Origin of the sequence: Gilliamella apicola (assembly GCF_000599985.1) — a bacterium.
GTDB classification, from domain to species: domain Bacteria; phylum Pseudomonadota; class Gammaproteobacteria; order Enterobacterales; family Orbaceae; genus Gilliamella; species Gilliamella apicola.
The window spans coordinates 711,033-736,014 of sequence record NZ_CP007445.1 but is presented as its reverse complement, the minus strand read 5'-3'; the positions used below and the strand labels follow the sequence as shown (position 1 = coordinate 736,014).

The window sequence follows — 24,982 nt, the reverse complement described above, 5'->3', positions numbered from 1 at the left end:
AATGAGCCTCACAATACAACAGGCAACTTAAACAGCGGAACTAAGCTTAGCCAAAGAAAATAGACTCTCAAGTAAACCAATGGGTTGACATAACGGGAATTGAAACAGTGCTTTTATTGTTAAACAACACTCAATAGCTTGATCAGAATAAGTAGCAGATCTCCCCTGCTTTTTAAATTCATCTAAACAATTATCAATAGTATTTCGATAAGTATCAAGCATTCTAGCTGGCGATGAAAAAAGTAAAATCTATTTTTGAAGCAATAATCATCAATTCTCAGTTTACATTGTTGGGCGGAAAAGGCAAAGTTGTCGCCAAGTTCAAGCAGAAAATTTGTAAGATGTTCGATCAATACTTTTTCAAGATCGGACTCTGAAGATTGATTTTTTATATTGACAAAAATTTACTATAAAACAGATAACTGGTATAGTAAAAATAATAAATCAATGTATTCGTTCTTTGTAACAAAAGTTATTTATAGCTTTCTTATCTTAAAAATTAAATTAATATGGAGCATATCAAATATTATTTATTGATTAAACTTAAATCCATTAAAAATTAATGATTTAGAAAATTAATTCTATTTTATATATAGATTTGTTTTGTTAAGTATTTTTCTGATAATGATGGAGCGGAGAATGGTAAATAAACTACAATCATATCATTACTGTTTCCATGATGATTATTTCAAAAACATCATAACTAAATATTTTCAATTTAATTATATAAATATAGTAATTAATGCTGCAAATAGAAATTACAAGGTTGATCTATTTTACAATGAAATTGATAAAATATACCAAATTGGTGTCATAGGTTATGGCGGTATATTTCCAGCACCACAGAGTTGTTTTGTTCTTGAAGAAATAATTTTTAATCTAAAAATTATCCATGATATAGACATAAAAAAAATAATAATCCCTCCACTTTTTCCTTGCGAACTTTCTGTAGAAAACCTAAATAAGTATCTGAAAACAGAAATGACTACTCAAATAATTGTAATGCAAGAGTTTAGAGAGTTGGGTTATCGCTTATTTAAAGGTAGTGTGAGAACAAATATTAGATGCGCAGAAAAAAACAAATAACAGTTCATTGTTATAATAAAAATAATCGTAGTGAATTAATGTTTTTTTATGATTTATATATAAAAACCATGAAAAAAGTTAATGCTAATTATTGTATCAGTTTGCCTTTAATCGAAGATTTGCTTAATGATGAAAGAAATACAGAACTATATTTAGCTTACTATAATGGCAAAATTGTATCAGGTAGTATTATATTAAAATCAAAAAATAATATCTTTTATTGGATAAACGCTAGTGATAGTGTTTCATTGAAATTTAAACCAAATCGTAAAGTACTCTCCCATATTATTACTAAGTATTCAGATATTGATTATATCAACTTGGGGTTTTCACATAGTGATACATTAAGACAATTTAAAAAAACATGGGGAGCTAAGGATTTTAAATATTATGTGTTTGAAAAATCATTTTAAATATTATCGTTGGTTAAAAAATTAATTATTAGTTCAATTAACTAAGGAGTAACTATGAAATCAGTATTTTTTATACCAACAAATAGAAGTATTAAAGATAGTATTAGTAGTTATATTAAGGAGATTTTATACGCAAATGATGTCTTGCAAGTTAATATTCCTTTAATTGTAGTTGAAACCAATGAATTTTCATCTATAGAAAATAATGGAATTATTAAATCATTAAAAAATCAATATCCAAAATTGAATATTCTACATCTATCTGTTGATGTACAGAAAAAATACTTTAAATCACTTTTTAAAGGTATGGATGATGATTTCTATAAGATTTTTACTTATACAGGTACCGATTATGCTACTGCTATGAATAAATTAGGTTTATTTGCGTGTTCAATGGGGGCTAATGCCTATCATAGAAGAGATTCTGATACTTGTTTGTTATTTGATAGAAGGAGTGAAGCTAGGGAAGTCTATCCAATTGAGTATGAGTTAAAGTATTTAGGTAAACCAATAATGGAAATAGTTAATGACTTGGATATCAAAAATCTTAAACAAGATATAAACAATAAAAGACGAATACTTGTGGTTGGTGGGAATTACTTAGGTGAGTGGAATCTTGATGTAAAAGATTTTGCAAAAGTGTCGTATGACTATGTTTATAAAATATATGAACTACTTGGTTTTAAATCTGAGCATATTATTGATATTTGCGATGATATATTCAAATTAGAGCAACCCGTTCCTCAAAATGATGTTATTTCCTTAATTACTTCTGTTGACGATGGGTGTAATCCTGACTGTGGTAATGTTAGTGTCTATCGACTATTTGAGTTTCTACCAAACTTACCTGGTAAAAATACATTAGCAGCGGATTATTTCGCTTTTGATACCTCGACTGCATTAGGCTACCCATCTGTACATCATACTAGACCCGTGTTTCATGATTATCATGATGAAAGATTTGAGTATGATAAAAAACTAAAATATTGGTATGGAATGTTAAAATTTGCAGATTATTTTTCATTATATGGAAGTATCTATAATGATAAGCTTATTGATAACTTTTGTGATTATGATGATTGCTTCGTTTCTCAACAAATGTGTGAGTCTCTTTCTGAAAAAATAGCATCATTTGCTTCTAATGATACTAAAAGAGAAGAGCATATAATCAGAATTATTGATGAAGTATTATTAAAATTCGATGAAAATTATTCAAAGATAGGACAAGAATTAAGGAAAGTCACTGCAAAATGTATTGCCGAATGTAATGAAGAATACTTCTTACACGTTAAACTCTTAAAAAACTGGAGTAAAATCATAGTACAGGCCAAGAACATTAGTTTAATGGATTTTATTGTTGATCATTAAGTAAAATTAATATGCTGAGGTGCTGTTATGAACAATACAAATAATAGGAATGGGGTATGTCGGTTAACCTCTTTTCCTTGAATTTTCTAAAATTTATAAAACAATAGATTTTGATATTGATAGCAAAAAAATCGAGAGATTAAAAAAATATATAATACTTCAAGTATGACCTACTGTAGCGATGATTTACTTAATTCTAATTTTTATATAATTGTTGTTCCGACTCCTATTGATAGTAAAAATAAACCTGATTTAAGTTGTTTATTTTCAGCAACAGAAACCATTGCGCGAAAATTAAAAAAAGTGGATATACTCGTATATGAATCTACAGTCTACCTTGGAGTGACAGAAGAATTATGTATTCCTCTTTTAGAGAGAGTTTCACAATTGAAAGCGAAAAAAGATTTTCAGGTTGGATATTCTCCTGAACGAATTAATTGTAACGATGATATGCATACAATTAGAAATACAGTTAAAAATTCCTGACATTGTTTACAATAACCCGTATTTGAAAATTATTATTGAATAACCTAATTTTATAATTCTTTCAGAATGAAAAAATTTTCATATTCAATTTTGCAAATATGGTTAGTTTACCCTTTGTACCATTTCTTACCCATTTATTCTCTTGAGAGAGTAATACATCATGACGTCATTTTCTATGACCTCACTGGTACACTAATATCCTAGTGTTAAGCGATCTTCGCCAAAAAAGTGGGCAGATGTCTCTTCTATGATAATTGTCTGTGTGATGGATCTCACTTATATTAAACTAAACTGGTAAAGGATGGTTATATTTGTTTGGACGTAAAGTGATTGGTCGACAAACAGGCCATCACATATTTAAAGTTTTTAGCATAACAGCACTATCATTAAGACAAAAAATATAGATTAAATAAACTCTAATATATCTCCAGTAGACATTTTTTTTGAATTTAATATTTTTTCTGCAATTTTACCTGTACAATGACATGTATAAAAATTAGTCGTATTTGTTTTTTTTAAAATTCTAAGCACGAATGGTAATTTTAATACAGAAAGCCCATTAAAATGTAATCCACCTACTATTGCATAAACTCTTTTATCCCCAGTTATTCTGATAGCTTTATTTATATGTTTCTTCAAACCAGCATGATTGCATCCGGTAATAATGACTAATCCCTTTTCTGAACAATAAACTAAACTAGAATCATCATTAATATAGTCTAACCTTATTTTATTATCAGTTTTAATAATTCCTGTGGGTAATTTGCACCCACCAACATCACCAAGAAATACCATTTTTTTTGTTAACCAAATAGCTTCTGTTGTTAACTTTATATCAAATTTTGTTTTCAATTTTTCCAAAGATAACCTGCCATCCGATCGAGTTTTTAGTGGATTGATGGCATATCTTTTTTCTAATGCATCAGGATGCGCTATCAGCGTTATTTTTTCTAATGCATCCTGATTTATATTTACATGTTTTATTCCACCAGAATGATCATAATGACCGTGTGATAAAACTATATAAGTTATGTTATTTAGAGTTAAATTCTCACTCCATTCAGATCCACAATCCATTAGAATTTTTGTATTATCATCTTCAATATAAAAACTAACACCTTTATTGGGGCTTAATTTGAAGCCTCTAATATCGTTAATTAATAATTTTATTTTCATATTGAAATTCTCCTTAAAATTCTACTTAAAAATATTATAGAGAATTTTCTACTTTTTTATGTACTATTTTAGTGGATAGTTACAATGCTTATCTGGATACCCTTTTGATCACCAGCCATAATTAAACCTGGTAGCTGATTCATTGCTCTTGGTGTAAACAACCGCATACTATCTGGTCGTCTACGCCAGACGTCTCCTATACGTTCATCTCTTTCTAATATAAGAACAGTGATATTTTTTTAGTCAGAAATAATGATGCTAAACACAGTCCAGCTTATCCAGCACCAATGATTACACAGTCGTAAGTTATGAATTTTATCCTCTAATTGATATATGTTGGGTGAGCATATATCAATTCAAAGGTTATTTAATTGAATAAACTAGCTATATTAGATCTCTCATTCTTTTTTTTAAATGAAAATAATTGTCAAAGAATAAATAACTATTTGAAATATAGAGAGTTAAATAAATCAATGATTTTCTATAAAATGAAGTCAGCTTATTTGTTCAAGACAATATAACTCACCCATTTATATAATGCCGTTAACTTTTCACAATCTAATAACCAAACAAGACATGGAGTAACATAATGGAAAATAATAAGGAAGTGGCTATGTCTATGAATTTTTTACTCAGTTGTGGGGGTAATTATATTACGGTTCAAACTCTAGTTATTGATGGTGGAATGTCTGCTTAATGAAACAGCATTTTGTGATGCTGTTCATAGGAGCAATGATTAAAATGAAAGATGTAAATGGAGTGTACGATGGAAAACAACACCGATGGCCGACAATTCAATGGTTTAACACGATATAAAAAATTGATTATTTTATCTGTTATTTTCCTAGTTTCAGGGATAGGATACTTCATTTTTTGGTACATGTTTTCTCGGTTTACACAATCTACAGATAATGCGTATGTTATGGGAAATCAAATTCCAATTCATACTCAAATAAGCGGAGGAATCTCCTCCATTTACGTTGATGATAATGACTTTGTAAGAAAAAAAGATGTTATCGCTCAATTAGAATCAATTGATGCTGAAAATAATTTTAGTTATGCAAAAAATGAATTAGCCAAGGTAATAAGAGAAACTCAACAGATCAAACTGACAACTGAAAAATTGTTAGCAAGTATTCAATTAAAACAAGCGACATTAGATAAATTACAAAAAGATTTAGCTCGCAGAGAAGGCCTTTGGTCTCGTAATGCTATTTCACAAGAAGAAATAGAGCATGCTAGGCAAGATGTATTAATTGCGTCAAATGACTTAAATATTTCCAAGCAAGAGTTAGAAATTAATAATGCCCTATTAATGGAGAATTCATTATTAGAACAGCCACGTATTCAGCAAGCTATTTCTAAACTAAAGGAAGCTTGGCTTAACTTAAAACGAGTAACAATTGTTTCCCCTGTCACTGGTTATGTTTCGAGGCGCCAAGTCCAAGTTGGAACACAGGTTAATAGAGGAGAACGATTATTAGTTATTGTTCCTTTGGATCAAGTTTGGGTAGAAGCTAACTTTAAAGAAGTTCAACTAAAACACATTCGATTAGGACAAAAAGTTAAGTTAACTAGTGATTATTATGGAGATGATATTAAATTCGACGGGGTGATTACAGGAATTGCTATGGGTACGGGAAGTGCATTTTCGTTATTACCAGCACAAAATGCAACAGGAAACTGGATTAAAGTAGTTCAGCGTTTACCTGTTCGTATTGAATTGAATAAAGAGCAAATTAAGGAATATCCATTACGGGTGGGGTTATCTATGTATGTAACAGTGGATACCAGTGATGTAAGTGGAAAATTACTTACTGATATTTCACCTCAAGAAATTAAATATCAAACAGATGTACTTACTTACGACTTAGATGAATTCGAGCAACTAGTACGAGAAATTATGCAAAATAACTTAATTTTAGAGAGTAATATTCAGTGAATCATAAAATGTCACCATTATATCTATCAGGTGCAAAATTAATTGGGCTTATTGTTGCATTGGCAACAGTGGCCTTCTTACAAATTTTAGATTTAACAATTGCCAATGTAGCTCTCTCTACTATTGCTGGAAACCTAGGAACATCAAGTAGCCAAGCAACATGGGTAATTACATCATTTGCCGTATCCAATGCCATTTCAATTCCTTTATCTGGATGGCTAGCTAAGTACTTTGGGGAAGTTAAGTTATTTTTGTTTTCAATTTTGTTGTTTGTTTTAGCCTCTTGGTTATGTGGTGTCTCCAACAGCCTTGAAATGTTAATTATTTCACGAGTACTACAAGGTGCGGTTTCTGGGCCAATTATTCCTCTTTCTCAAAGCTTATTATTAGCTAACTCACCAGATTCCAAAAAAAATATGTCTTTAGCAATATGGTCGATGACTATTATTATTGCTCCCGTCTGTGGACCTATTTTGGGTGGATGGATAAGTGATAATTTATTTTGGGGCTGGATTTTTTTACTAAATGTGCCAATTGGTCTAATAGCTTGGATAAGTACTAAAATATTATTAAAAGGACGAGAAACAGAAATAAGTAAATCTCGAATAGATACTATCGGGCTTGCTTTATTAATATTTGGTGTTGGTAGTTTACAACTTATTTTAGATAGAGGGAAAGAACTGGATTGGTTTAATTCATCTGAAATTATTATTTTATCTGTGATAGCGTTAGTAACACTTTCTTTTTTTGTTCTTTGGGAAATGACATCGAATCATCCTATTGTTGATCTATCTTTATTTAGATCAAGAAATTTTACAGTAGGGACGATTTGCATAAGTTTGGCATTTTTGCTACATATAGGGACATTAGTTATGCAACCACAGCTATTACAACGAGTTTTTGGTTATACTGCAACGTGGGCAGGATTAGCATTGTCTCCCATCGGTTTAGTTCCTATCGTTCTTGCTCCAATAGTCGGTCGTTTTGTTCCTTATTTAGATATGAGGAAGCTTGTGACTTTTGGTTTCATTGTTTTTGCTTTGTGCTTTTTTTGGAGAGCTTACTCGTTTGAGCCTAATATGGATTTTTCGAGTTCTGCATGGCCCCAATTCTTCCAAGGATTTGCGATAGCATGCTTTGTTATGCCTTTGAATATAATAATTTTAACTGATATACCTTCTCACAAGTTAGCGGCAGCAGGAAGTTTATTTAATTTTTTTAGAACATTATCTACTTCCATTGGTACTTCTTTAACAAATTCATTATGGGAACATCGTGAAGCAATTCATCACAACCAACTAACTGATCTAATGAATCAAAATATACAAACGCTAGAATACACATATCAGCAGTTTCAGTTGCAAGGTTTTTCTGAAACTCAAGCTTCGGCAAAACTAGCACAAAATATTACTAATCAGGGGCTGGTAATCGCAACCAACGAAATTTTTTGGCTATATGGAATTATTTTTCTACTATTAATCATAGTTGTTTGGTTTGCAAAATCAACCATTACATCAAACAATGAAATAGAAAAATAGTTGGTTAGATAAGTACGTAAGTCATAACAAGATTATAATATTTCGAAAAATAAAAATGAACTTCAAAAACTTTATTGATCGGATTACCTACATGTAATGTACATGTTTTTTTCTTTGTTTATACCTATGCAAAAGATATCTTCATATGAAAGTGTAATACCAGTTGAGCTAAACGCTTTATATAAACTCTCTTTGGCTGAAAATACTAAAGTAATGTAATGTGTTATGTCCATTATCATGTCACTGGGAGTGAGCGCATTTTAGGATCGTTTGACTTAAATCAATTGCTTTTTGAGTGGACATTATTTTTTCTATATCAACTCCTATGCTTTGAACCTCATTTGAGTGTTTTATTGTAACCGCAGTTACAAAATTATTAGAGTGAGATATTGAACCAGCTATGTTTTTAGGCCATAAAACGGCTCGGTTGGAACTTTTTAGTCTCCAGTAATATTCTCCATCACGCAATAAGTTTTCTAATGCCGTAGCAGAACACACTCTACCAGCTAAAAACTCTATTTTTCTTCTTACTGGAAAGTATTAAATATCTTTTTTTAATTTTAATGGTAAATCATCAAAATTATTAATATTAAAATTATCTACTGAAAAATGGCAAAAAGATTGCGAGATATTTTGAGATCCTATAATAAAGTTTTTGGTGATAGGTTTAAAATAGCCAAAAATACGTTTGTATTGTTCTTGATTAACTTTATACATGATATGTGTTATCCTTTAGTTAGTTTAAGTTAATCGAATTACGTATATATGTATAGTCTTTATACATGGTTTATGTTACTGTTTTTAATGACAAAGATGTTTATTTAGCAAGGATAAAATATCATGTTAGACAATGATTTGTTAGTTAAAGTGCACCGACAAAATTTATCTACATTGCTTTTTATAAACAATATCACGACGGATTGGCATCGTCACCCTTCTCTTCAATTGACAATATCATTGCACAATATGTCTTTTGAGCTAGAAACACCAGATGAAAAAAAAGATGTGTTTGGTTTTATTATTCAATCAAATGTTCCCCATAAACTGAGCGCACCAGATGTCTGTTGTATTAATTTACTTATTGGCCCAGAAGATCCCTATTATCACTTATTATCGCATTTTACTGAAAATAATCCTGTTTATTTTCTTACTAACAAAGAAGCATTAAAAATTGCCAGTTATTTTATAAAATCTGTTACTATTAGCCAACCATTTGAGCTTTATCACGTCTATAAGTTATTATGTGAGTCAGATCCTAATTGCTCATGTGATCAAGATAACCGCATTAATAAAGCAGTCTCTATTATTTCATCATTACCCATAAAGCAAATTTCATCGAGGGAAATCGCCGAAAAAATACACCTTTCTGAAAGTCGCTTTCTTCATCTTTTTCGTTCTGAGTTGGGTATTAATTTCAGGAGTTATCTATTGTGGAAAAGATTACAGGATGTAATTGATATACTCGACTCCCCTACAACACTGACAAAATTAGCCAGTGATATGGGATTTTCTGATTCGGCTCATTTTAGTAGAACATGTTTATCTAGTTTGGGGCTGAGACCATCACAACTGAAACGAGCTTTAATAATTGATAATAATGACATTATGTGTGGAAAACATTACTGTTTGTACAGCGTATTTCAGGCATTACATACCTAAAATACACTGTATTATCGTTTATATACTACTAACTGAATATAAGATTCTTCGTTTCAAAAATATTGACCAAAGATTGCATTTGATTAATCGCAATACCATTGAGTTGTATCAATCGTTCGCAACCACTTATACCTTGATGAATTAAGACTGAGTTAATACTTTCCAGATTAGATAAAACGACTAATTGCTCTAATGTAGCAACATCACGTATGTTTCCTTTTTGATCAGGATTGGCTTGTCGCCATTGTGCTGCTATTAGTTAATTATATCCTCTATATTAGTTTTACCCTATAAATAAGATGATTATAAACATGACAAATTATTTATCATACTACCTTCATCACCAATCAATATGAAACTGCATCATAAAACATGAATTATTTATAACTCTTTAATTAACCTATCTATTATTAGCATTAAATTTAGATATTAATAAAAAATGAAATGATATACACTCCTGAATATTTTTTACAAAATAAATTATAACTTATTAATATAATTATTTTTTTAAACTTAAATTAATTGTATTATTTAATCACACTAAAATTCTATTCACTATCTTATCGATAGTTTAAAAAATAATTTTTATCGTTGTACAGTCAGTCATTTTGTCAAAAAGTTTGAGGTTGTGGCTATGTTTCAGTCAAAAGAATTTTTTAGATATGACTATTAATAAAAATTTTGAGCAAAACATTCAATATAAAACCTAATAAAGCAAAATTTTGTTAATCCTTTTTTGATAATGATTTGGCAACAAATTCTAATTATTTTTTTGATAATTAATTAATGATATCAGTAAGTTATCTATCTAATTCAAGTTTAATAAAATTTCAAAAAAAGGTTGCAAAATATGCAGATTAAGGTATTTTTATACTCTTTTTTAGGTTGTTTTTTAATATGAATTCATTAAAGCGTTTTACTTATAATAATAAATTCTAAAATAATCAAATTCTTAGTAAAAAATAACACTAAATAATTATTAATAACAATAAACATAGTTCAATAAAGCAAAGTCGTATTTGCTATATACATGAAATATATCGAGGATAACATGGATAAAGGATTAACCAATCTGATTAGTCAGTTGGGGAATGATTTAAGTCGTGGTTTAAAGAATGGGTTGGTTAATAGAGCAGGTCATAATCGTTACACATTAAATATGGACGGGTTGCCTGCTGAGGTTTCAATCTTACAGGTTGAGGGTAATGAGCAACTTAACCAGCCTTGGCATTACACTATTACTTTTACTAGCTCGAATAAACATCTTCTTGTTGAGTCATTTCTTAATCAAAATGCCCGTTTGAGTTTTAACTCGACTAATTCTAACCATTTAAGTGATATTGCAACGAAAGGACTTGATGCGCTCAATTCTTTAACCTCCGCCAATCCTTTACAAGCATTAAAACAGTCCGAGCCATTAAAACAGTTAGATAAGTTTACACAATCCAATCCACTTGATTCACTTAACTCTTTAACGCAACTCAATCCACTTAATTCCTTAAACTCATTATTATCTCAAGGTGGCTCCCGTACTCTTTATGGTGTGATAACCCAGTTCAGTCAATTATCAGTAAGTAATGACGAAGCCCGTTATCAGGTGGTTTTGTCCTCGCAATTAGCCAAACTGGCATTAAGTCATAACTGTGCTATTTTTCAAAATCAGAGCGTTATTAGTGTGGTTGAAGAGGTCTTGCGCGGTCATGGTTATACAGGGATTGATTATCGTTTAGCACTTAAAGAGCAATACCCAGAGCGTGAATTTATCACCCAGTGGCAAGAGAGTGACCTTGAGTTTATTCAAAGACTGCTTGCTGATGTGGGCGTCTATTTCCGATTTGAAACCCATGGTGAACACAATTGTGATGTGATGGTCATCAGTGATTATGAACAAGGTTATCAGCAGGTGGCTGATATTGTCTACAAACAACCGAGTGGCACACTGGATAACGGCGTTGAAAGTGTCTGGGATATGACCTTGCACAGTCAAATGGTGGAATCTTCGGTACAAGTACAAGATTATAACTACCGAGATGCGCAGGCGAACTTACTCGGTGAAGTTAACAGCCAACTGAAAGATAACACCACTTATGGCACTGATTACCGTTATGATGAGCACTATAAAGGATTAAATAGTAATGGTAGTCATGCCAATAACAATGATATAAATAATTACAACAGTAATAATGATGACGATATTGATAGTGACATAAATAATCATGATGACGATGATGAAAACAGTGGTGATATCGATACCGATGATAGTCAAGGCAGTAACGGCAATAATAACGATAATAGTCGCGATAACAACAGTGATATTAGCACTAACTCTGGTAACACGGGTAATGGTGTTGAAAGTGGTGAATGGTATGCCCGCATTCGCCATGAACACGCCATTAGCCGTCAAATCCTTATCCGGGGTAAAAGCAATCAGGCCAATTTAGCTCCGGGTCAACATATCCGCATCAAAGGTAGCATGATTGCTGGAATAGATGAAGGCATAATGATATTAACGGTGCAAGGTCAGGGAAACCGCAGTGATGCTTATGAACTGACTTTTACCGCGATACCTTACCAGCCATTAAAACCTTACCGCCCAGAGCCTATCCCTTTCCCAACCATTGATGGCACCTTACCGGCACGGGTAACCAGTCCGGATAATGACACCTATGGTTATATTGATACACAAGGGCGCTATCGGGTTAAATTTAACTTTGACTTAAAAGAGTGGCGAAACGGTGAAGAGAGCTTATGGCTAAGGCTGGCTAAACCGTATGCCGGCAGTACCTATGGTTTTCACTTTCCACTGATTGACGGCACAGAAGTTGCGGTTGCCTTTACTAACGGTAATCCGGACCGACCTTATATTGCACATGCAATGCATGACAGTCAACACCCTGACCATGTGACCACCATAAACAAACACCGTAATGTAATTCGCACACCGGCGAACAATAAGTTACGGATGGATGATAAACGCGGACAAGAGCACATCAAGTTAGCGACCGAATACGGTAAAACCCAGCTTAACATTGGGCATTTAGTTGACCAAAACAAAACCCAGCGAGGTGAAGGGTTTGAACTGCGCACCGATGAGTGGGGAGCAATTGCTGCCAATAAAGGCTTATACCTGACCAGTCAGACTGAACCTAAAGCACAAGGTAAACAGCTTGATATGCAAGCTGCCATTACCCAGCTTGAAAATGCACTATCAATTGCCAAAGCACTGCAAAATGCAGCAACCGCCTCTGAAGCTCATGGTGCGGACACTGACAGTCAAGAGCAACTTAAAACAACATTAACCCAATTAGCCCAAAGTGGCATTCTTGCTTATGCACAAGAAGGCATTGCTTTAACCAGTCCTGAAAACATCCAACTGTCAACGTCAAACAGTGTATCGGTGACCAGTGAAAACCAAACTGACATCAATGCGTTAAAAAATATTACCGTCTCATCCGGTGAATCCATCGGTCTATTTGCCCATAAATCAGGAATGAAAGTCTTTGCCAACCAAGGTGATATTGAGGTGCAGGCACAAAATGCCAACCTGAATATGGCCGCCAAGCAAGATATTAAAATAGACAGTGTCGATGGTGAACTGACGGTTACCGCAAGTGAAGAGCTGACGTTAATGTGTGGTGGTTCATACATCAAAATTAGCAGTGCGGGAATTGAACTGGGTACAAATAATAACGTTTACTTGAAATGCAATGCGATGAACAAGATGGGGCCAGCAACTCAAAACAGAACGATAACATTAAAATCAAGTGAGCTGAATGTTAAACACTGTGCAGAAACGGATTAATAATGCTAACTGAATTAAACAATCAAGATAACTTTAATAAATATCGCTATTTATTAGTAGATAATTTAGTGGTACTTAATTCATTAAGTCCATTATCACGCGATTCATTATTAGATCTATTTGGTGAAGATAAACCCTTTGGCGAAAAAAAATTGACGCAAGTATTACGTACAGATTTGGATTATGATCAAAGTATATGCCCGACACTGATTAAACTTGCTGAACCAAATGAATTTTATGCCGATTTGATGCTTGATGAAATCAGCCAACAAGCCAAAATTGAATGTTTATGGTCTAAACGTTATATTTGTGCTTATATTATCTCTGATCTCAAACCGTCGGTACTGGCAAAACAACTGATCAAGATTGGTAATAACATCGCACAAACATTGCGACAACCTTATTACCCTTTCTTTGAACCTTTTCGAATGCAATTTTTACACGAAATGGGTTCAAAAGAAGACAATGCATGGCTAAAAGCGCAATTTTCTCAAATTGAAAACTACTATTATCCATCCATTAATGGTGGCAAATTTATTCGTTTCACTGCTGATAACTCACTCGAAACACCAATCAGTTGGAGTTCTACTTATTGCCAACGCTTAAAAAATTTCAGGATGATTCGAACACTTGTTAATGCATGGTCGAATAACCGGTCACAATTTGATGAACAAAAAAATTTACCGCTTAATGAAAATGTGATTTCGCAATCAACACAACTGGTTGAACAGGCTTATCAATTAGGCTTAACCCATGCTACCGATATCTTATTTTGGGGACTAAACGGATTAAGGTATCATCAAGTTTTTACTCAACATCCGCAAATATTTGAGCAAATTAGAAAAGCGCAACAAGAACCAGGCACATTCTCAAAACATGTTATCAATGCCAATATTCATTTTGAAAGCCAATTACTTTCTGATAAAGAATAGCAAAAACAGATAAAACAAGAATAATAGAGTGTAAGATGAAAAAAACAGAAAACATTGCTAAAGAAAATCAAAACGAAGCGAAAGGAAATTGCCTTGCTTGTGGTCGAGTCGGAATTCCGGTATTTTTACTGCGTCAAGCGGTTGTAAAAACTCAATCTTTGTTAACTAAAAGCATTGACCCCATTTATCAAGAATTAGCCGATTACACTAAAAGCTTAGATTTTAACAATCGCAAACCAGAAATAGAATTAGAGTATTATAGCTATGTACTTCGTACTTTGCGTGACGGTTATGTCTACGTTATGCATCAACTTGACGATGATATTAATAGCCGAATATTTCATGTCTATGAATGTATTGAAGGCGCACTTAGATTAAAAAAACTTTATGAATTGACCAATACCCAGCCAAGGCCGATATCAAAAGCATGCAAAAATGCCTATCATACCATTCCAGCATCATTCATTAATCTTGAAGAACATTATACTTATGCATGGGTGGCTTACACTTCGCAACCTTGGAGCGAAAAAACAATCAATGATTATTTAAAGCAACAAGATAGCAAAATATTATCCCGTTTTACAAAAATTAATATAAAACAATTTAAAGACTCACCAGCCGAAGCAACAGGTAATCGTTCTGTACCATTTAAAGATATTTTTGGTAGTAATTATCAAGAATCTAATAATGACGACAGCAAAGTATTGGAGTTTCGTTTTGGTGATAAAGGCCTTAATAATTTTAAATCGGTACATCCTTTTATAAGTTTAAAAAGTCAGAAACAAAAATATGCTATACATGTCAGTCAACTATATAACGGGGATAAACCGATATCTTGTGGTGTTGTATTAGAAGATACATTTGGCATTGCTCAAGAACTCAACTCGCAACGATTATCACAACTGCATATTTTTACTAATCAAGAAGACAATAAGGATAACCAAAAAAGTAATCTGAATGACCAACAATGTGATGTCGTTTCTCTAAAAGATGCAACACAGGTTTATCAAAAACGTGGTGAACAACTGTATAAAAGTGTTAATCCTATTTTAAAAAAACGGTTTAAGTATTATCAGCCAGATATGTTTAAAAAACGCACTATTCTACAGCTTATTGAGAACTATCGTACTTCAGTTGAAAATGCTTACGACACTGAAATTGCCCGGTTACAAGAATGGTATGACTATATAAAAGATATTGACGCTGCATATGATTCAGGTAATGATATTTTTTATAAAGCACAAAATGACATTGCCAAAGCCGAATCAGAGAAGGCCGAAAAAATAAAAAAAATAAATGAACAGCTTAATAATAAAAAAATTGATTCTTTCAAAGGTGAATTAGAAACCGCTTTTGCTGATATTGAAAAATATTATCAAGAATGGTCGCAAGACTATTTTACTTATGTGCGTTGGTTATTTGGTAATGCACAATTTGTTTCAAAATACAGTAAAATAAAGCCGACAACGTTCAATCAAGCGCCTTTTTGGCAACAAGAATTTGATTTTTCTACCAATATCAAAGCTCTCAGCTATACAAAAGAAGTTTTGCAAATCCTGCTTGATTCTACCCATGCGGAAGTCCGTCTTGATGAAGATAACGCCCTTTGGGACGAATTACTGAGTAACCCTAATAGTATTTTTTATGTAATTGAACATCAGAATAATCAAGGGATTGATATTGATGCGCCAGCATTTGTCAATTTAGATAATAATACATCACTAAAATGGCGCGATGTAATCAGTAATTCAACGGGTTTGGTTTTAGCTTATAACACTTATCAGGCTGAAAAGACTCAAAACACCCAAACCGACAAAGAAAAGGAACTACAAAAAGCGAAAGAGCGTGTTGAACTTGATATTGAAAAAAAACGGCAAGAGATCAACGCTAAACAAGAAGAGTTAAACAACAATCGAAAATATAATCCACAAGAGCATACAAAGCTACAAAAAATAAGAGATCAAAAAATTAAAGAACTCAAACAATTAAATGAACATTTAGCATCAATCAACCACCAACTTGCTGAGATGGCAGAAGGGAACAGTGTAATGACAGATGTAGGAAAAAATCGATACCTGCATCAACAAGCACTAAAAAAATACTCAATCTTAAGAACACATAAACAATTCCAACCTATTGAGCCACGTTTAAAACAGCTTGATTCGCTAGCTTACTTAAGTGACATTGGTGCCTATCCGGTTGAGTTTACTAAAAAAGTTAGACCGGAAAAGATTCGACAAGTTTATGCATTATTGACTCAATTACAAGGAAGTTTTTTCCGCGAAAACAGTTTGACCGGTCCAGAAATTGCTTTTTTAGAAAAATTTGATGTGACAGATGCAAAATATGATGTCGGTGTAAAAAAAACAACAACCCAAACACTTAAATTTACGCTTTGTTTTCCTGATGAAGTCAGTAAAGGCTTAGTTGTTGGTTTTTTGAAAAATAAAGAGATTGTCAATCCAAATGATTTTAAGAATTTTTTAGCAAAAAAAATGCCTGATTATGTCACGTTAGTCAATCGGCAAGCTGTGTTAGAAGGCAAAATTGATATTACCAATCGGCAGAAATCTTCCAATGATGAAGCGATTCACCAATCAAACCAAAATAAAAGGGATGATAGAACTCGTGAACGTGAAATAAAAAAAGAAACTGAAGCGATGAATCAAAAAGAAAACGAAAAAATAAAGATTGAACAAAATCAATCGACATATGAACAAGCAAAACTAACTAGACAAAATGTGAAAGCCGCTAGACTTAACTATACTGTTAATGCGGTAATGGGCGTTATCACCATGTTAAATATTTTAGATAACATTAAAGCATTGGAAAAAATTGAAGAGGGCAAAACTCAAAAACAGAAACAACTTCAACTAGCCATCGACTTAAGCTCATTAGCGTTACTTAGTGTCGATACCGTTGCCATATATCAAAACATAAAACTGGAAATGCAATTGTTAAAAGCCATGCGATCAACCGCTGCCAAAGCATTAGTACCTGAAATTGAAAGACTCTTAGAGTCAAATAAAATGATCTCCAGATGCATCGCAGGAGCTTTTGCCTTTATAACTGTAATGGAAGCGTTAGGTGAATTGAAAAGTGCTTTCGGTATGTGGAATATGGAAGATAAAAGTTATTTTATTTATAGAGTTATAGGTGCTTTCATCTTAGGTATTGGGGCTGTTTTTTTATTGGCTTCTTCAACTTTAGCTATAGGTGGAGGCGTAATATTATTATTAATGGGAATATATCTAATTGCTTTGAGTAAAAAATATGACAATTTTACCCCTATCGATCACTGGCTAAATCGCTGTTATTTTGGATTGCAAGAAGAGTTTGCCTATTTAGGGTATGAAGCCTATCACGAAGAACAAAATTCCTTTGTTGGTTTTGGTCATTCGGTTAATGATTACTTGGTTGCAATTTCAGGCATTGATACATTTATGATATTTAAAAAACCAAGTTTATATAATGGAATGAAGCTATATCATAGACATATCTATTTTTATTTGCAATACCTAGATTACACATCTAATTCCAACAAATCTTTGCAGGCATCGGTTCGTTTATTTGGCAAAAATGACCAAAGCAATGCCGATTTTATTGAATTCAACTTTAATATCAACTCCACCAAAATAAATAAGAACCCTGCACCAAATGACAATATCCTAATCCACACAAATGAAGATAAAGATAAAGAAACTTTAAAAATTAGAGACTATGTTACCTCCCAAAAAAGTTATTTTGTTGAACGTTATGAAAATAAAAGCTTTAAAACGATTATAAACCGTAAAGCGATATGGCAATCCAATTTTGATGATATTGAAAAAGTCGAATTGAAAAGTTCAACCCCTAACCAGCCAAAGAGTGACTTAACGGCAATCACATGGGTAGCAGGCACATTCGCTTGTGATCTGGTAAAAAGTTATCAAATCAATATCTACACTGATACCACAGATTGTAACGAAATCCCATTGATAATTAACCGAGATAGTAATAAATTTCACGATGAGTAATTAAAAAGGAGAGTAAGAATGCCATCAAAATATCGCCCCCAGATCGTTGGTTGGTTTGGCGACCTAGATAAAGGTCCTTATAGCCTACCACTGCATGACCGTCGTTTAATTTATGCCAATGATAACTATTGTGCATTTATTCGTAAGGAACATAGTGATCAGATTTTTTATACTTGTATCTTTTTTATTGCCATTATTTTGTTGATTGGAACTATCATAGGATGTCTTTGGCTAGCGGTTCTACATGATAATTCTAAAATAGAGTTTGTTGATCTGGTTGTTATAGCCTGTTTTTTTACTAGCCTTTTTGCTTTAAATTATGCAATTCCTGAATTCTACCAAAATGCATTTTCACGCCTTGGTAGTCCCATAATATTTAATCGTAAGACGGGTAAAGTGTATGTTAATGAAAGTTACTTTTTTAACTTTAAAATATTACGGCACCCAAAAGTATTTTTGCAACCGAAAAAACGTCGCATACAAGAGTATGATTGGAATGATATGCATGGTGTAATTATCCATAATTTTTCACGTAATGCTTTAATTTCAACGGTATTAATGGTTTGTGAACCCGGCACACATCAGGTTATTGACCATGTTATGTTAGATCCGGCTCAACCCGGAGCAGGTAGTTTTCATGTCTGGTGTTGGATTAACAGTTTTATGGTGAATTATGAATCAGCCGATATAGATGACGGCGAATACAAGACAGATGAAGAAGCAAAATTCAAAGAGGATATGATAGAAGGTGAAGGTTGGCCAGAATGGATGGTGGAAGCCTTTAATGCCACATCACTTGAAGAGTTAGCTACAATTAAACAAAAATATAATATCAAGCCATAATAACGAACTTAAATAGAATGCAAAGGAATAAGGAATAAAACAGTAATGCCGTCAAAATACCGTCCCCAGATCTTAGGTTGGTTTGGAGACCTAGATAAAGGTCCTTATGGCCTACCATTGCATGATGATCGCTTAATTTTTGCCAATGATAACTATTGTGCATTTATTCGTAAGGAACATAGCGATCAAATTTTTTATACATGTCTCTATTTTGTTTGTATTATTTTAGGAATTATTCTAACTCTAGGTATGGTTTTGTTGATTTTTGGATTTGATCACGAACTAACATTAATTGGAATAATTGGTTTTATTACTAGCTGTTTTGCTTTAAATTATGCAATTCCTGAATTCTATCAAAATGCATTTTCACGCCTTGGAAGTCCCATTATATTTAATCGTAAAACGGGTAAAGTGTATGTTAATGAAAGTTACTTTTTTAACTTTAAAATATTACGACATCCAAAAGTATTTTTACAACCGAAAAAACGTCGCATACAAGAGTATGATTGGAATGATATGCATGGCGTAATTATCCATAATTTTTCACGTAATGCTTTATCCTCAACGGTATTAATGGTATGTCAACCCGGCACACATCAGGTTATTGACCATGTTATGTTAGATCCGGCTCAACCCGGAGCAGGTAGTTTTCATGTTTGGTGTTGGATTAACAGTTTTATGGTGAATTATGAATCAGCCAATATAGATGACGGCGAATACAAGACAGATGAAGAAGCAAAATTCAAACAGGATATGATAGAAGGTGAAGGTTGGCCAGAATGGATGGTAGAAGCCTTTAATGCCACATCACTTGAAGAGTTAGCTGCCATTAAACAAAAATATAATATTAAATAATAATAAAAAACTTAAATTGATAGTAAAGGAATAAAGATAAGGAATAAAACAATAATGCCATCTAAATACCGCCCCCAGATCGTTGGTTGGTTTGGCGACCTAGATAAAGGTCCTTATAGCCTACCACTGCATGATGATCGCTTAATTTATGCGAATAATAACTATTGTGCCTTTATTCGCAAGGAACGTAATGATCAGATTTTTTATACATGTCTCTATTTTGTTGCGATTATTTTGTTGAGTATATTAATTGTAGGTATGGTTATATTTATTTTTGGATTTGATCACGAATTGACACTAATTGGAATAATTGGTTTTATTACTTGTAGTTTTGGTTTATATCTAATTATTCCTGAATTCTATCAAAATGCATTTTCACGTCTTGGAAGTCCCATAATATTTAATCGTAAGACGAGTAAAGTGTATGTTAATGAAAGTTACTTTTTTAACTTTAAAGTATTACGGCACCCAAAAGTATTTTTACAACCGAAAAAGCGCCGCATACAAGAGTATGATTGGAATGATATGCATGGCGTAATTATCCATAATTTTTCACGTAATGCTTTAACCTCAACGGTATTAATGGTATGTCAACCCGGTACAAATCAGGTTATTGACCATGTTATGTTAGATCCTGCACGAGCAGCAACAGGTAGAATGTTTGTCTGGGGTTGGATCAATAGTTTTATGGTGAATTATAACTCAGCCGATATAGATGACGGCGAATACAAAACAGATGAAGAGGCAAAATTCAAAGAGGATATGATAGAAGGTGAGGGTTGGCCAGAATGGATGGTGGAAGCTTTTAATGCCACATCACTTGAAGAGTTAGCTACAATTAAACAAAAATATAATATCAAGCCATAATAACGAACTTAAATAGAATGCAAAGGAATAAGGATAAGGAATAAAACAGTAATGCCATCAAAATACCGCCCCCAGATCTTTGGTTGGTTTGGCGACCTAGATAAAGGTCCTTATAGCCTATCATTACATGACCGTCGGTTAATTTATGCCAATAATAACTATTGTGCATTTATTCGCCAAGAACGTAATGATCAGATTTTTTATACATGTCTCTATTTTGTTTGTATTATTTTAGGAATTATTCTAACTATAGGTATGGTTTTGTTGATTTTTGGATTTGATCACGAACTAACATTAATTGGAATAATTGGTTTTATTACTAGCTGTTTTGCTTTAAATTATGCAATTCCTGAGTTCTACCAGAATGCATTTTCACGCCGCGGTAGTCCAATTATATTTAATCGTAAAACGGGTAAAGTGTATGTTAATGAAAGTTACTTTTTTAACTTTAAAATATTACGACACCCAAAAGTATTTTTACAACCGAAAAAACGTCGCATACAAGAGTATGATTGGAATGATATGCATGGCGTAATTATCCATAATTTTTCACGTAATGCCTTAACCTCAACGGTGTTAATGGTATGTCAACCCGGTACAAATCAGGTTATTGACCATGTTATGTTAGATCCTGCACGCGCTGGTACAGGTAGTACCTTTGTTTGGGAATGGATCAATAGTTTTATGGTTTACTATAAATCAGCCGATATAGATGACGGCGAATACAAGACGGATGAAGAGGCAAAATTCAAACAGGATATGATAGAAGGTGAAGGTTGGCCAGAATGGATGGTGGAAGCCTTTAATGCCACATCACTTGAAGAGTTAGCTGCCATTAAACATAAATATAATATCAAACCATAATAACGAACTTAAATAAAACGCAAAGGAATAAGGAATAAAATAATAATGCCGTCAAAATACCGTCCCCAGATCTTTGGTTGGTTTGGCGACCTAGATAAAGGTCCTTATAGCATACCACTACATGACCGCCGTTTAATTTTTGCCAATGATAACTATTGTGCACTTATTCGTCAGCGACGAAATGATCAGATTTTTTATACATGTCTTTATTTTGTTTGTATTATTGGGATGAATATTATAATTGTTGGTATGGTTATGTTTATTTTTGGATTTGATCACGAACTAACACTAATTGGAATAATTGGTTTTATTACTTGTAGTTTTGGTTTATATCTAATTATTCCTGAATTCTACCAGAATGCATTTTCACGCCGCGGTAGTCCCATCATATTTAATCGTAAAACGGGTAAAGTGTATGTTAATGAAAGTTACTTTTTTAACTTTAAAATATTACGGCACCCAAAAGTATTTTTACAACCGAAAAAACGCCGCATACAAGAGTATGATTGGAATGATATGCATGGTGTAATTATCCATAACTTTTCACGTAATGCTTTATCCTCAACGGTATTAATGGTATGTCAACCCGGCACACATCAGGTTATTGACCATGTTATGTTAGATCCTGCACGCGCTGGTACAGGTAGTACCTTTGTTTGGGAATGGATCAATAGTTTTATGATTTACTATAAATCAGCCGATATAGATGACGGCGAATACAAGACAGATGAAGAAGCAAAATTCAAACAGGATATGATAGAGGGTGAAGGATGGCCAGAATGGATGGTGGAAGCCTTTAATGCCACATCACTTGAAGAGTTAGCTGCCATTAAACAAAAATATAATATTAAATAATAATAAAAAACTTAAATTGATAGTAAAGGAATAAGGATAAGGAAATTTAATTAATATCTGATGTTCATATGTGCACAGATATTTTTTAAAATATATATTACTTTCGTTACATCAAAAACAGCATTTTCAAGAGGATATTGAAAAAATAAAACGGATTATCCTTATTCTGAGTTTTTTATTCCTTTCAAATATTATTATCCAACCTAAAAAGTTTTGTTTAATTACCTCAAATTGATCGAGAGGGATATAAAAAAAGGAATTAATGAAACTAAAATAGCCTTTGATGATATTTTCTCTTCAATGTTTTCTCAGTGTTTAATCCTCGCCAAAATATTAGAGCAATATTCACCTCTATAAGGTTGTTTAGGTAGTACAGTTTTTTATTTTGTATAGAAGTAGAAAGTAATAAAATGTTATGTGGTTTTGGCATTGTTCAAGAGTTAGAGTATAAGAGTGATACAAGCGAGACTATAGAGATATGATAAGAAAATTTATCGAATTCATTAAATTTTCGACAAATAACTGCTGAAATTACATACCAAATAAAATGCAACAAATAATCTGACTTTAGAGTTTCTAGAAGGTTATGAAAGAAGAGAAATGTAAATGATAAAAAAAACTTTTTATTTATTAAGTTTATTGATAATTGTTTTTCCTGCTTACACTCAACAAATTAAGCAAGAGAAAAGCATTCCTAGTATCGATGAATTTGTCCCTACTTACTACTTATCAACAATTTTATTACTTAATCCATGTTTGGATATTAGTCTATTTGGCTTCTATGATAAAGATGATAATATTATTAGGATGGTTAATGAAGCAAAAGCAAAATATCCAGCTAATACGTGCAATAATTCTAAATTAGTCAATAAGTTATTTAATGCACGCTTTCTTCAATATTCCACGATTACTTTAGTCGATGACCCTTGGAATTTAGATGGAAAAATTGTTGAGCAAAATAAACTAATATCACAGTGTAAAAATACCGCTTGTTTAGATAAAGCATTGAATACCGTTATTAATCAATTATATCCTCTATATATCAGTACTCGCATTCGCTCTCTGCGTTCACCAACGAGTGGCCGATTATGCAGTGGTAAAGTTGATTTGGCTAGTGATAAAAAAATGGAATTGGTTATTAAAAAATTAGTGGCGAGTTTAAGTACTGATGATAAATGTGGTAGTCAAGACTTTTCAGATTATGGAGATAATTCTTACGTAGAGGATAAATCTAAACCTAATACTAATGTGATTTTTGATATATGCAAATCGAATGTTGGTGACCTATTTATTGCGGAATGTAAAGTGTCTGGTGATCAGGTTAATACACAAGCATGGATTTATTTATTAAAACCCGATATTGAACCCAAACTACTATTTAATTCTTATGAAGGTCCTTATTACCCATTAGACTCGACTTGTAATGGTATGCCAGATCTTATGACGAGAGGTAGGTATAGCTCGGAAGAGCATCACATTGTTTATTACCGTTATAATGGTCAACAATATGAAGCTACATATGGTTATAACGCATTATATATTAATCGTAATTATATTAATCCTGATGATGATAGTTACGGTAACTTTATAACAGTTGCTACTCTTATTGATGATAAGAAAGAAATAATTTGTAAATGAATAAATAAAAAGATTAAACAGTATTGATCCTCGCCAACAAAGTACACAGATGTCACCTCTATGATATAACTAAACAATCATAGAGGAAAATATTTATGGTCAGAAAATTTAGTTCTGAATTTAAACAATAATCGATTAAATATGCCTTGTTAAATACATATTTTTTTCATCAGTGAGCTAGTCTATCACCTTGGTGTAGGAAAATTAATCCTAGATATATAGGTAAGGCAACTTGTACCAAATAAAACCGGTAGCTGTGAATTAACTACAAAGTAATAACGGATTATTACTTTATTTAGGCGTTATTTTTCAAAGATGAAATAGTTCATAGTGACCGCTGAAGTCAGTATTCTAACATTGATTTTAAACGTTTATTATTACAATATAGATTAAAGCAAAGTATATCAATTGAAGTGAGAATTGTTAGTAAAGCGCGGTATTTGAACGCTTTTTCATAGATTAAAACCCTATATTATTCTTAATAGTAATTAAAAAACAACTACATTAATCGATAAATTAACACTATTTGTATAGATTGAAATTTATTATAATCGCATTCGTCATCATTTAGCCAATGGCTGGATATCGCTATAGCAACATGAAAAGCAGTATTACTTAAATAACAATATTAGAGGGTAAGTA

The 24,982-nt window shown here is 32.4% G+C and carries 21 protein-coding genes and 1 pseudogene; 16 read left to right on the top strand and 6 right to left on the bottom strand.

The features are described from left to right. Window positions 1–27 precede the first annotated feature (27 nt). Window positions 28–222 (bottom strand): transposase, encoded by a 195-nt coding sequence (locus tag GAPWK_RS14425; protein ID WP_080692412.1) that lies wholly within the window; start codon window positions 220–222, stop codon window positions 28–30. After that, complete coding sequence (locus tag GAPWK_RS15475) at window positions 183–353, bottom strand: PDDEXK nuclease domain-containing protein (protein ID WP_407919846.1); 171 nt, start codon at window positions 351–353, stop codon at window positions 183–185. The genes GAPWK_RS14425 and GAPWK_RS15475 overlap by 40 nt, the downstream gene beginning before the upstream one ends. Before the next feature lie 286 nt (window positions 354–639). On the opposite strand from GAPWK_RS15475, the gene GAPWK_RS03355 reads away from it, so the two are divergent. The 4 genes from GAPWK_RS03355 to GAPWK_RS03340 all read left to right on the top strand — a co-directional run bounded on the left by GAPWK_RS03355 (window position 640) and on the right by GAPWK_RS03340 (window position 3,353). Next, window positions 640–1,086 (top strand): hypothetical protein, encoded by a 447-nt coding sequence (locus GAPWK_RS03355; protein ID WP_025314880.1) that lies wholly within the window; start codon window positions 640–642, stop codon window positions 1,084–1,086. 68 nt (window positions 1,087–1,154) lie between these two features. Continuing rightward, window positions 1,155–1,499: a GNAT family N-acetyltransferase gene (locus GAPWK_RS03350; RefSeq protein ID WP_238551141.1), complete on the top strand. Its 345-nt coding sequence runs from the start codon at window positions 1,155–1,157 to the stop codon at window positions 1,497–1,499. Window positions 1,500–1,553: 54 nt separating this feature from the next. Beyond that, window positions 1,554–2,867, top strand: coding sequence for a DUF6271 family protein (locus GAPWK_RS14965; RefSeq protein ID WP_038517111.1), 1,314 nt, complete (start codon window positions 1,554–1,556; stop codon window positions 2,865–2,867). A 165-nt stretch (window positions 2,868–3,032) separates the two neighbouring features. Next, the gene (locus GAPWK_RS03340) at window positions 3,033–3,353 is read left to right on the top strand and encodes a nucleotide sugar dehydrogenase (protein WP_025314878.1); all 321 of its coding nucleotides are present in this window, start codon (window positions 3,033–3,035) and stop codon (window positions 3,351–3,353) included. 405 nt (window positions 3,354–3,758) lie between these two features. Here the strand turns inward: GAPWK_RS03340 and GAPWK_RS03335 are convergent, their stop codons facing one another. Beyond that, window positions 3,759–4,529 carry an MBL fold metallo-hydrolase gene (locus tag GAPWK_RS03335; protein WP_025314877.1) on the bottom strand — a complete coding sequence of 257 codons (771 nt, stop codon included), beginning with the start codon at window positions 4,527–4,529 and terminating at the stop codon, window positions 3,759–3,761. Window positions 4,530–5,295: 766 nt separating this feature from the next. On the opposite strand from GAPWK_RS03335, the gene GAPWK_RS03330 reads away from it, so the two are divergent. Together GAPWK_RS03330 and GAPWK_RS03325 are read left to right on the top strand one after the other, a co-directional pair. Beyond that, window positions 5,296–6,471: an HlyD family secretion protein gene (locus GAPWK_RS03330; RefSeq protein WP_038517108.1), complete on the top strand. Its 1,176-nt coding sequence runs from the start codon at window positions 5,296–5,298 to the stop codon at window positions 6,469–6,471. A gap of 8 nt (window positions 6,472–6,479) precedes the next feature. Beyond that, on the top strand, window positions 6,480–8,009 hold the full coding sequence (locus tag GAPWK_RS03325) for a DHA2 family efflux MFS transporter permease subunit (RefSeq protein ID WP_025314875.1): 1,530 nt from the start codon (window positions 6,480–6,482) through the stop codon (window positions 8,007–8,009). Window positions 8,010–8,249: 240 nt separating this feature from the next. Here GAPWK_RS03325 and GAPWK_RS15470 read toward each other — a convergent pair whose 3' ends face one another. After that, on the bottom strand, window positions 8,250–8,528 hold the full coding sequence (locus GAPWK_RS15470) for a hypothetical protein (RefSeq protein WP_363112933.1): 279 nt from the start codon (window positions 8,526–8,528) through the stop codon (window positions 8,250–8,252). Between the two features lie 21 nt (window positions 8,529–8,549). Next, window positions 8,550–8,726 carry a hypothetical protein gene (locus GAPWK_RS14840; protein WP_158413568.1) on the bottom strand — a complete coding sequence of 59 codons (177 nt, stop codon included), beginning with the start codon at window positions 8,724–8,726 and terminating at the stop codon, window positions 8,550–8,552. Window positions 8,727–8,849: 123 nt separating this feature from the next. Here GAPWK_RS14840 and GAPWK_RS03315 point away from each other — a divergent pair, with 123 nt between their 5' ends. Further along, window positions 8,850–9,668, top strand: a complete 819-nt coding sequence (locus GAPWK_RS03315; protein ID WP_025314874.1) for a helix-turn-helix domain-containing protein — start codon at window positions 8,850–8,852, stop codon at window positions 9,666–9,668. Between the two features lie 28 nt (window positions 9,669–9,696). Here GAPWK_RS03315 and GAPWK_RS15465 read toward each other — a convergent pair. Then, a pseudogene (locus GAPWK_RS15465) lies at window positions 9,697–9,927 on the bottom strand (KilA-N domain-containing protein); the annotation flags it as partial. A 771-nt stretch (window positions 9,928–10,698) separates the two neighbouring features. Between GAPWK_RS15465 and GAPWK_RS03310 the strand changes: the two are divergent. The 9 genes from GAPWK_RS03310 to GAPWK_RS03270 all read left to right on the top strand — a co-directional run bounded on the left by GAPWK_RS03310 (window position 10,699) and on the right by GAPWK_RS03270 (window position 24,340). Beyond that, window positions 10,699–13,470, top strand: coding sequence for a type VI secretion system Vgr family protein (locus GAPWK_RS03310; protein WP_080692410.1), 2,772 nt, complete (start codon window positions 10,699–10,701; stop codon window positions 13,468–13,470). 2 nt (window positions 13,471–13,472) lie between these two features. Then, the gene (locus GAPWK_RS03305) at window positions 13,473–14,402 is read left to right on the top strand and encodes a hypothetical protein (RefSeq protein WP_025314872.1); all 930 of its coding nucleotides are present in this window, start codon (window positions 13,473–13,475) and stop codon (window positions 14,400–14,402) included. A gap of 35 nt (window positions 14,403–14,437) precedes the next feature. Then, window positions 14,438–18,418, top strand: coding sequence for a toxin VasX (locus GAPWK_RS03300; protein WP_025314871.1), 3,981 nt, complete (start codon window positions 14,438–14,440; stop codon window positions 18,416–18,418). An 18-nt stretch (window positions 18,419–18,436) separates the two neighbouring features. Continuing rightward, complete coding sequence (locus GAPWK_RS03295; protein ID WP_025314870.1) at window positions 18,437–19,261, top strand: DUF6708 domain-containing protein; 825 nt, start codon at window positions 18,437–18,439, stop codon at window positions 19,259–19,261. 45 nt (window positions 19,262–19,306) lie between these two features. Then, a complete protein-coding gene (locus GAPWK_RS03290; protein ID WP_025314869.1) occupies window positions 19,307–20,116 on the top strand; it encodes a DUF6708 domain-containing protein in 810 nt (269 codons plus the stop codon). Between the two features lie 54 nt (window positions 20,117–20,170). Continuing rightward, window positions 20,171–20,983, top strand: coding sequence for a DUF6708 domain-containing protein (locus GAPWK_RS03285; protein ID WP_025314868.1), 813 nt, complete (start codon window positions 20,171–20,173; stop codon window positions 20,981–20,983). Between the two features lie 51 nt (window positions 20,984–21,034). Beyond that, a complete protein-coding gene (locus tag GAPWK_RS03280) occupies window positions 21,035–21,847 on the top strand; it encodes a DUF6708 domain-containing protein (RefSeq protein ID WP_025314867.1) in 813 nt (270 codons plus the stop codon). Between the two features lie 45 nt (window positions 21,848–21,892). Next, window positions 21,893–22,702, top strand: coding sequence for a DUF6708 domain-containing protein (locus tag GAPWK_RS03275; RefSeq protein ID WP_025314866.1), 810 nt, complete (start codon window positions 21,893–21,895; stop codon window positions 22,700–22,702). 606 nt (window positions 22,703–23,308) lie between these two features. Beyond that, complete coding sequence (locus GAPWK_RS03270) at window positions 23,309–24,340, top strand: hypothetical protein (protein ID WP_025314865.1); 1,032 nt, start codon at window positions 23,309–23,311, stop codon at window positions 24,338–24,340. Window positions 24,341–24,982 lie beyond the last annotated feature (642 nt).

Excerpts from the sequence above, each read along its gene's own strand:
- GAPWK_RS03325 (WP_025314875.1), top strand. The coding sequence starts at position 6,480 with ATGTCACCATTATATCTATCAGGTGCAAAATTAATTGGGCTTATTGTT.
- GAPWK_RS03280 (WP_025314867.1), top strand. The coding sequence starts at position 21,035 with ATGCCATCAAAATACCGCCCCCAGATCTTTGGTTGGTTTGGCGACCTA.
- GAPWK_RS03305 (WP_025314872.1), top strand. The coding sequence starts at position 13,473 with ATGCTAACTGAATTAAACAATCAAGATAACTTTAATAAATATCGCTAT.
- GAPWK_RS03355 (WP_025314880.1), top strand. The coding sequence starts at position 640 with ATGGTAAATAAACTACAATCATATCATTACTGTTTCCATGATGATTAT.
- GAPWK_RS03300 (WP_025314871.1), top strand. The coding sequence starts at position 14,438 with ATGAAAAAAACAGAAAACATTGCTAAAGAAAATCAAAACGAAGCGAAA.
- GAPWK_RS03315 (WP_025314874.1), top strand. The coding sequence starts at position 8,850 with ATGTTAGACAATGATTTGTTAGTTAAAGTGCACCGACAAAATTTATCT.
- GAPWK_RS14840 (WP_158413568.1), bottom strand. The coding sequence starts at position 8,726 with ATGTATAAAGTTAATCAAGAACAATACAAACGTATTTTTGGCTATTTT.
- GAPWK_RS03285 (WP_025314868.1), top strand. The coding sequence starts at position 20,171 with ATGCCATCTAAATACCGCCCCCAGATCGTTGGTTGGTTTGGCGACCTA.
- GAPWK_RS14965 (WP_038517111.1), top strand. The coding sequence starts at position 1,554 with ATGAAATCAGTATTTTTTATACCAACAAATAGAAGTATTAAAGATAGT.
- GAPWK_RS03335 (WP_025314877.1), bottom strand. The coding sequence starts at position 4,529 with ATGAAAATAAAATTATTAATTAACGATATTAGAGGCTTCAAATTAAGC.
- GAPWK_RS03295 (WP_025314870.1), top strand. The coding sequence starts at position 18,437 with ATGCCATCAAAATATCGCCCCCAGATCGTTGGTTGGTTTGGCGACCTA.
- GAPWK_RS03350 (WP_238551141.1), top strand. The coding sequence starts at position 1,155 with ATGAAAAAAGTTAATGCTAATTATTGTATCAGTTTGCCTTTAATCGAA.
- GAPWK_RS03275 (WP_025314866.1), top strand. The coding sequence starts at position 21,893 with ATGCCGTCAAAATACCGTCCCCAGATCTTTGGTTGGTTTGGCGACCTA.
- GAPWK_RS03330 (WP_038517108.1), top strand. The coding sequence starts at position 5,296 with ATGGAAAACAACACCGATGGCCGACAATTCAATGGTTTAACACGATAT.
- GAPWK_RS03310 (WP_080692410.1), top strand. The coding sequence starts at position 10,699 with ATGAAATATATCGAGGATAACATGGATAAAGGATTAACCAATCTGATT.
- GAPWK_RS03290 (WP_025314869.1), top strand. The coding sequence starts at position 19,307 with ATGCCGTCAAAATACCGTCCCCAGATCTTAGGTTGGTTTGGAGACCTA.
- GAPWK_RS03340 (WP_025314878.1), top strand. The coding sequence starts at position 3,033 with ATGACCTACTGTAGCGATGATTTACTTAATTCTAATTTTTATATAATT.
- GAPWK_RS03270 (WP_025314865.1), top strand. The coding sequence starts at position 23,309 with ATGATAAAAAAAACTTTTTATTTATTAAGTTTATTGATAATTGTTTTT.
- GAPWK_RS14425 (WP_080692412.1), bottom strand. The coding sequence starts at position 222 with ATGCTTGATACTTATCGAAATACTATTGATAATTGTTTAGATGAATTT.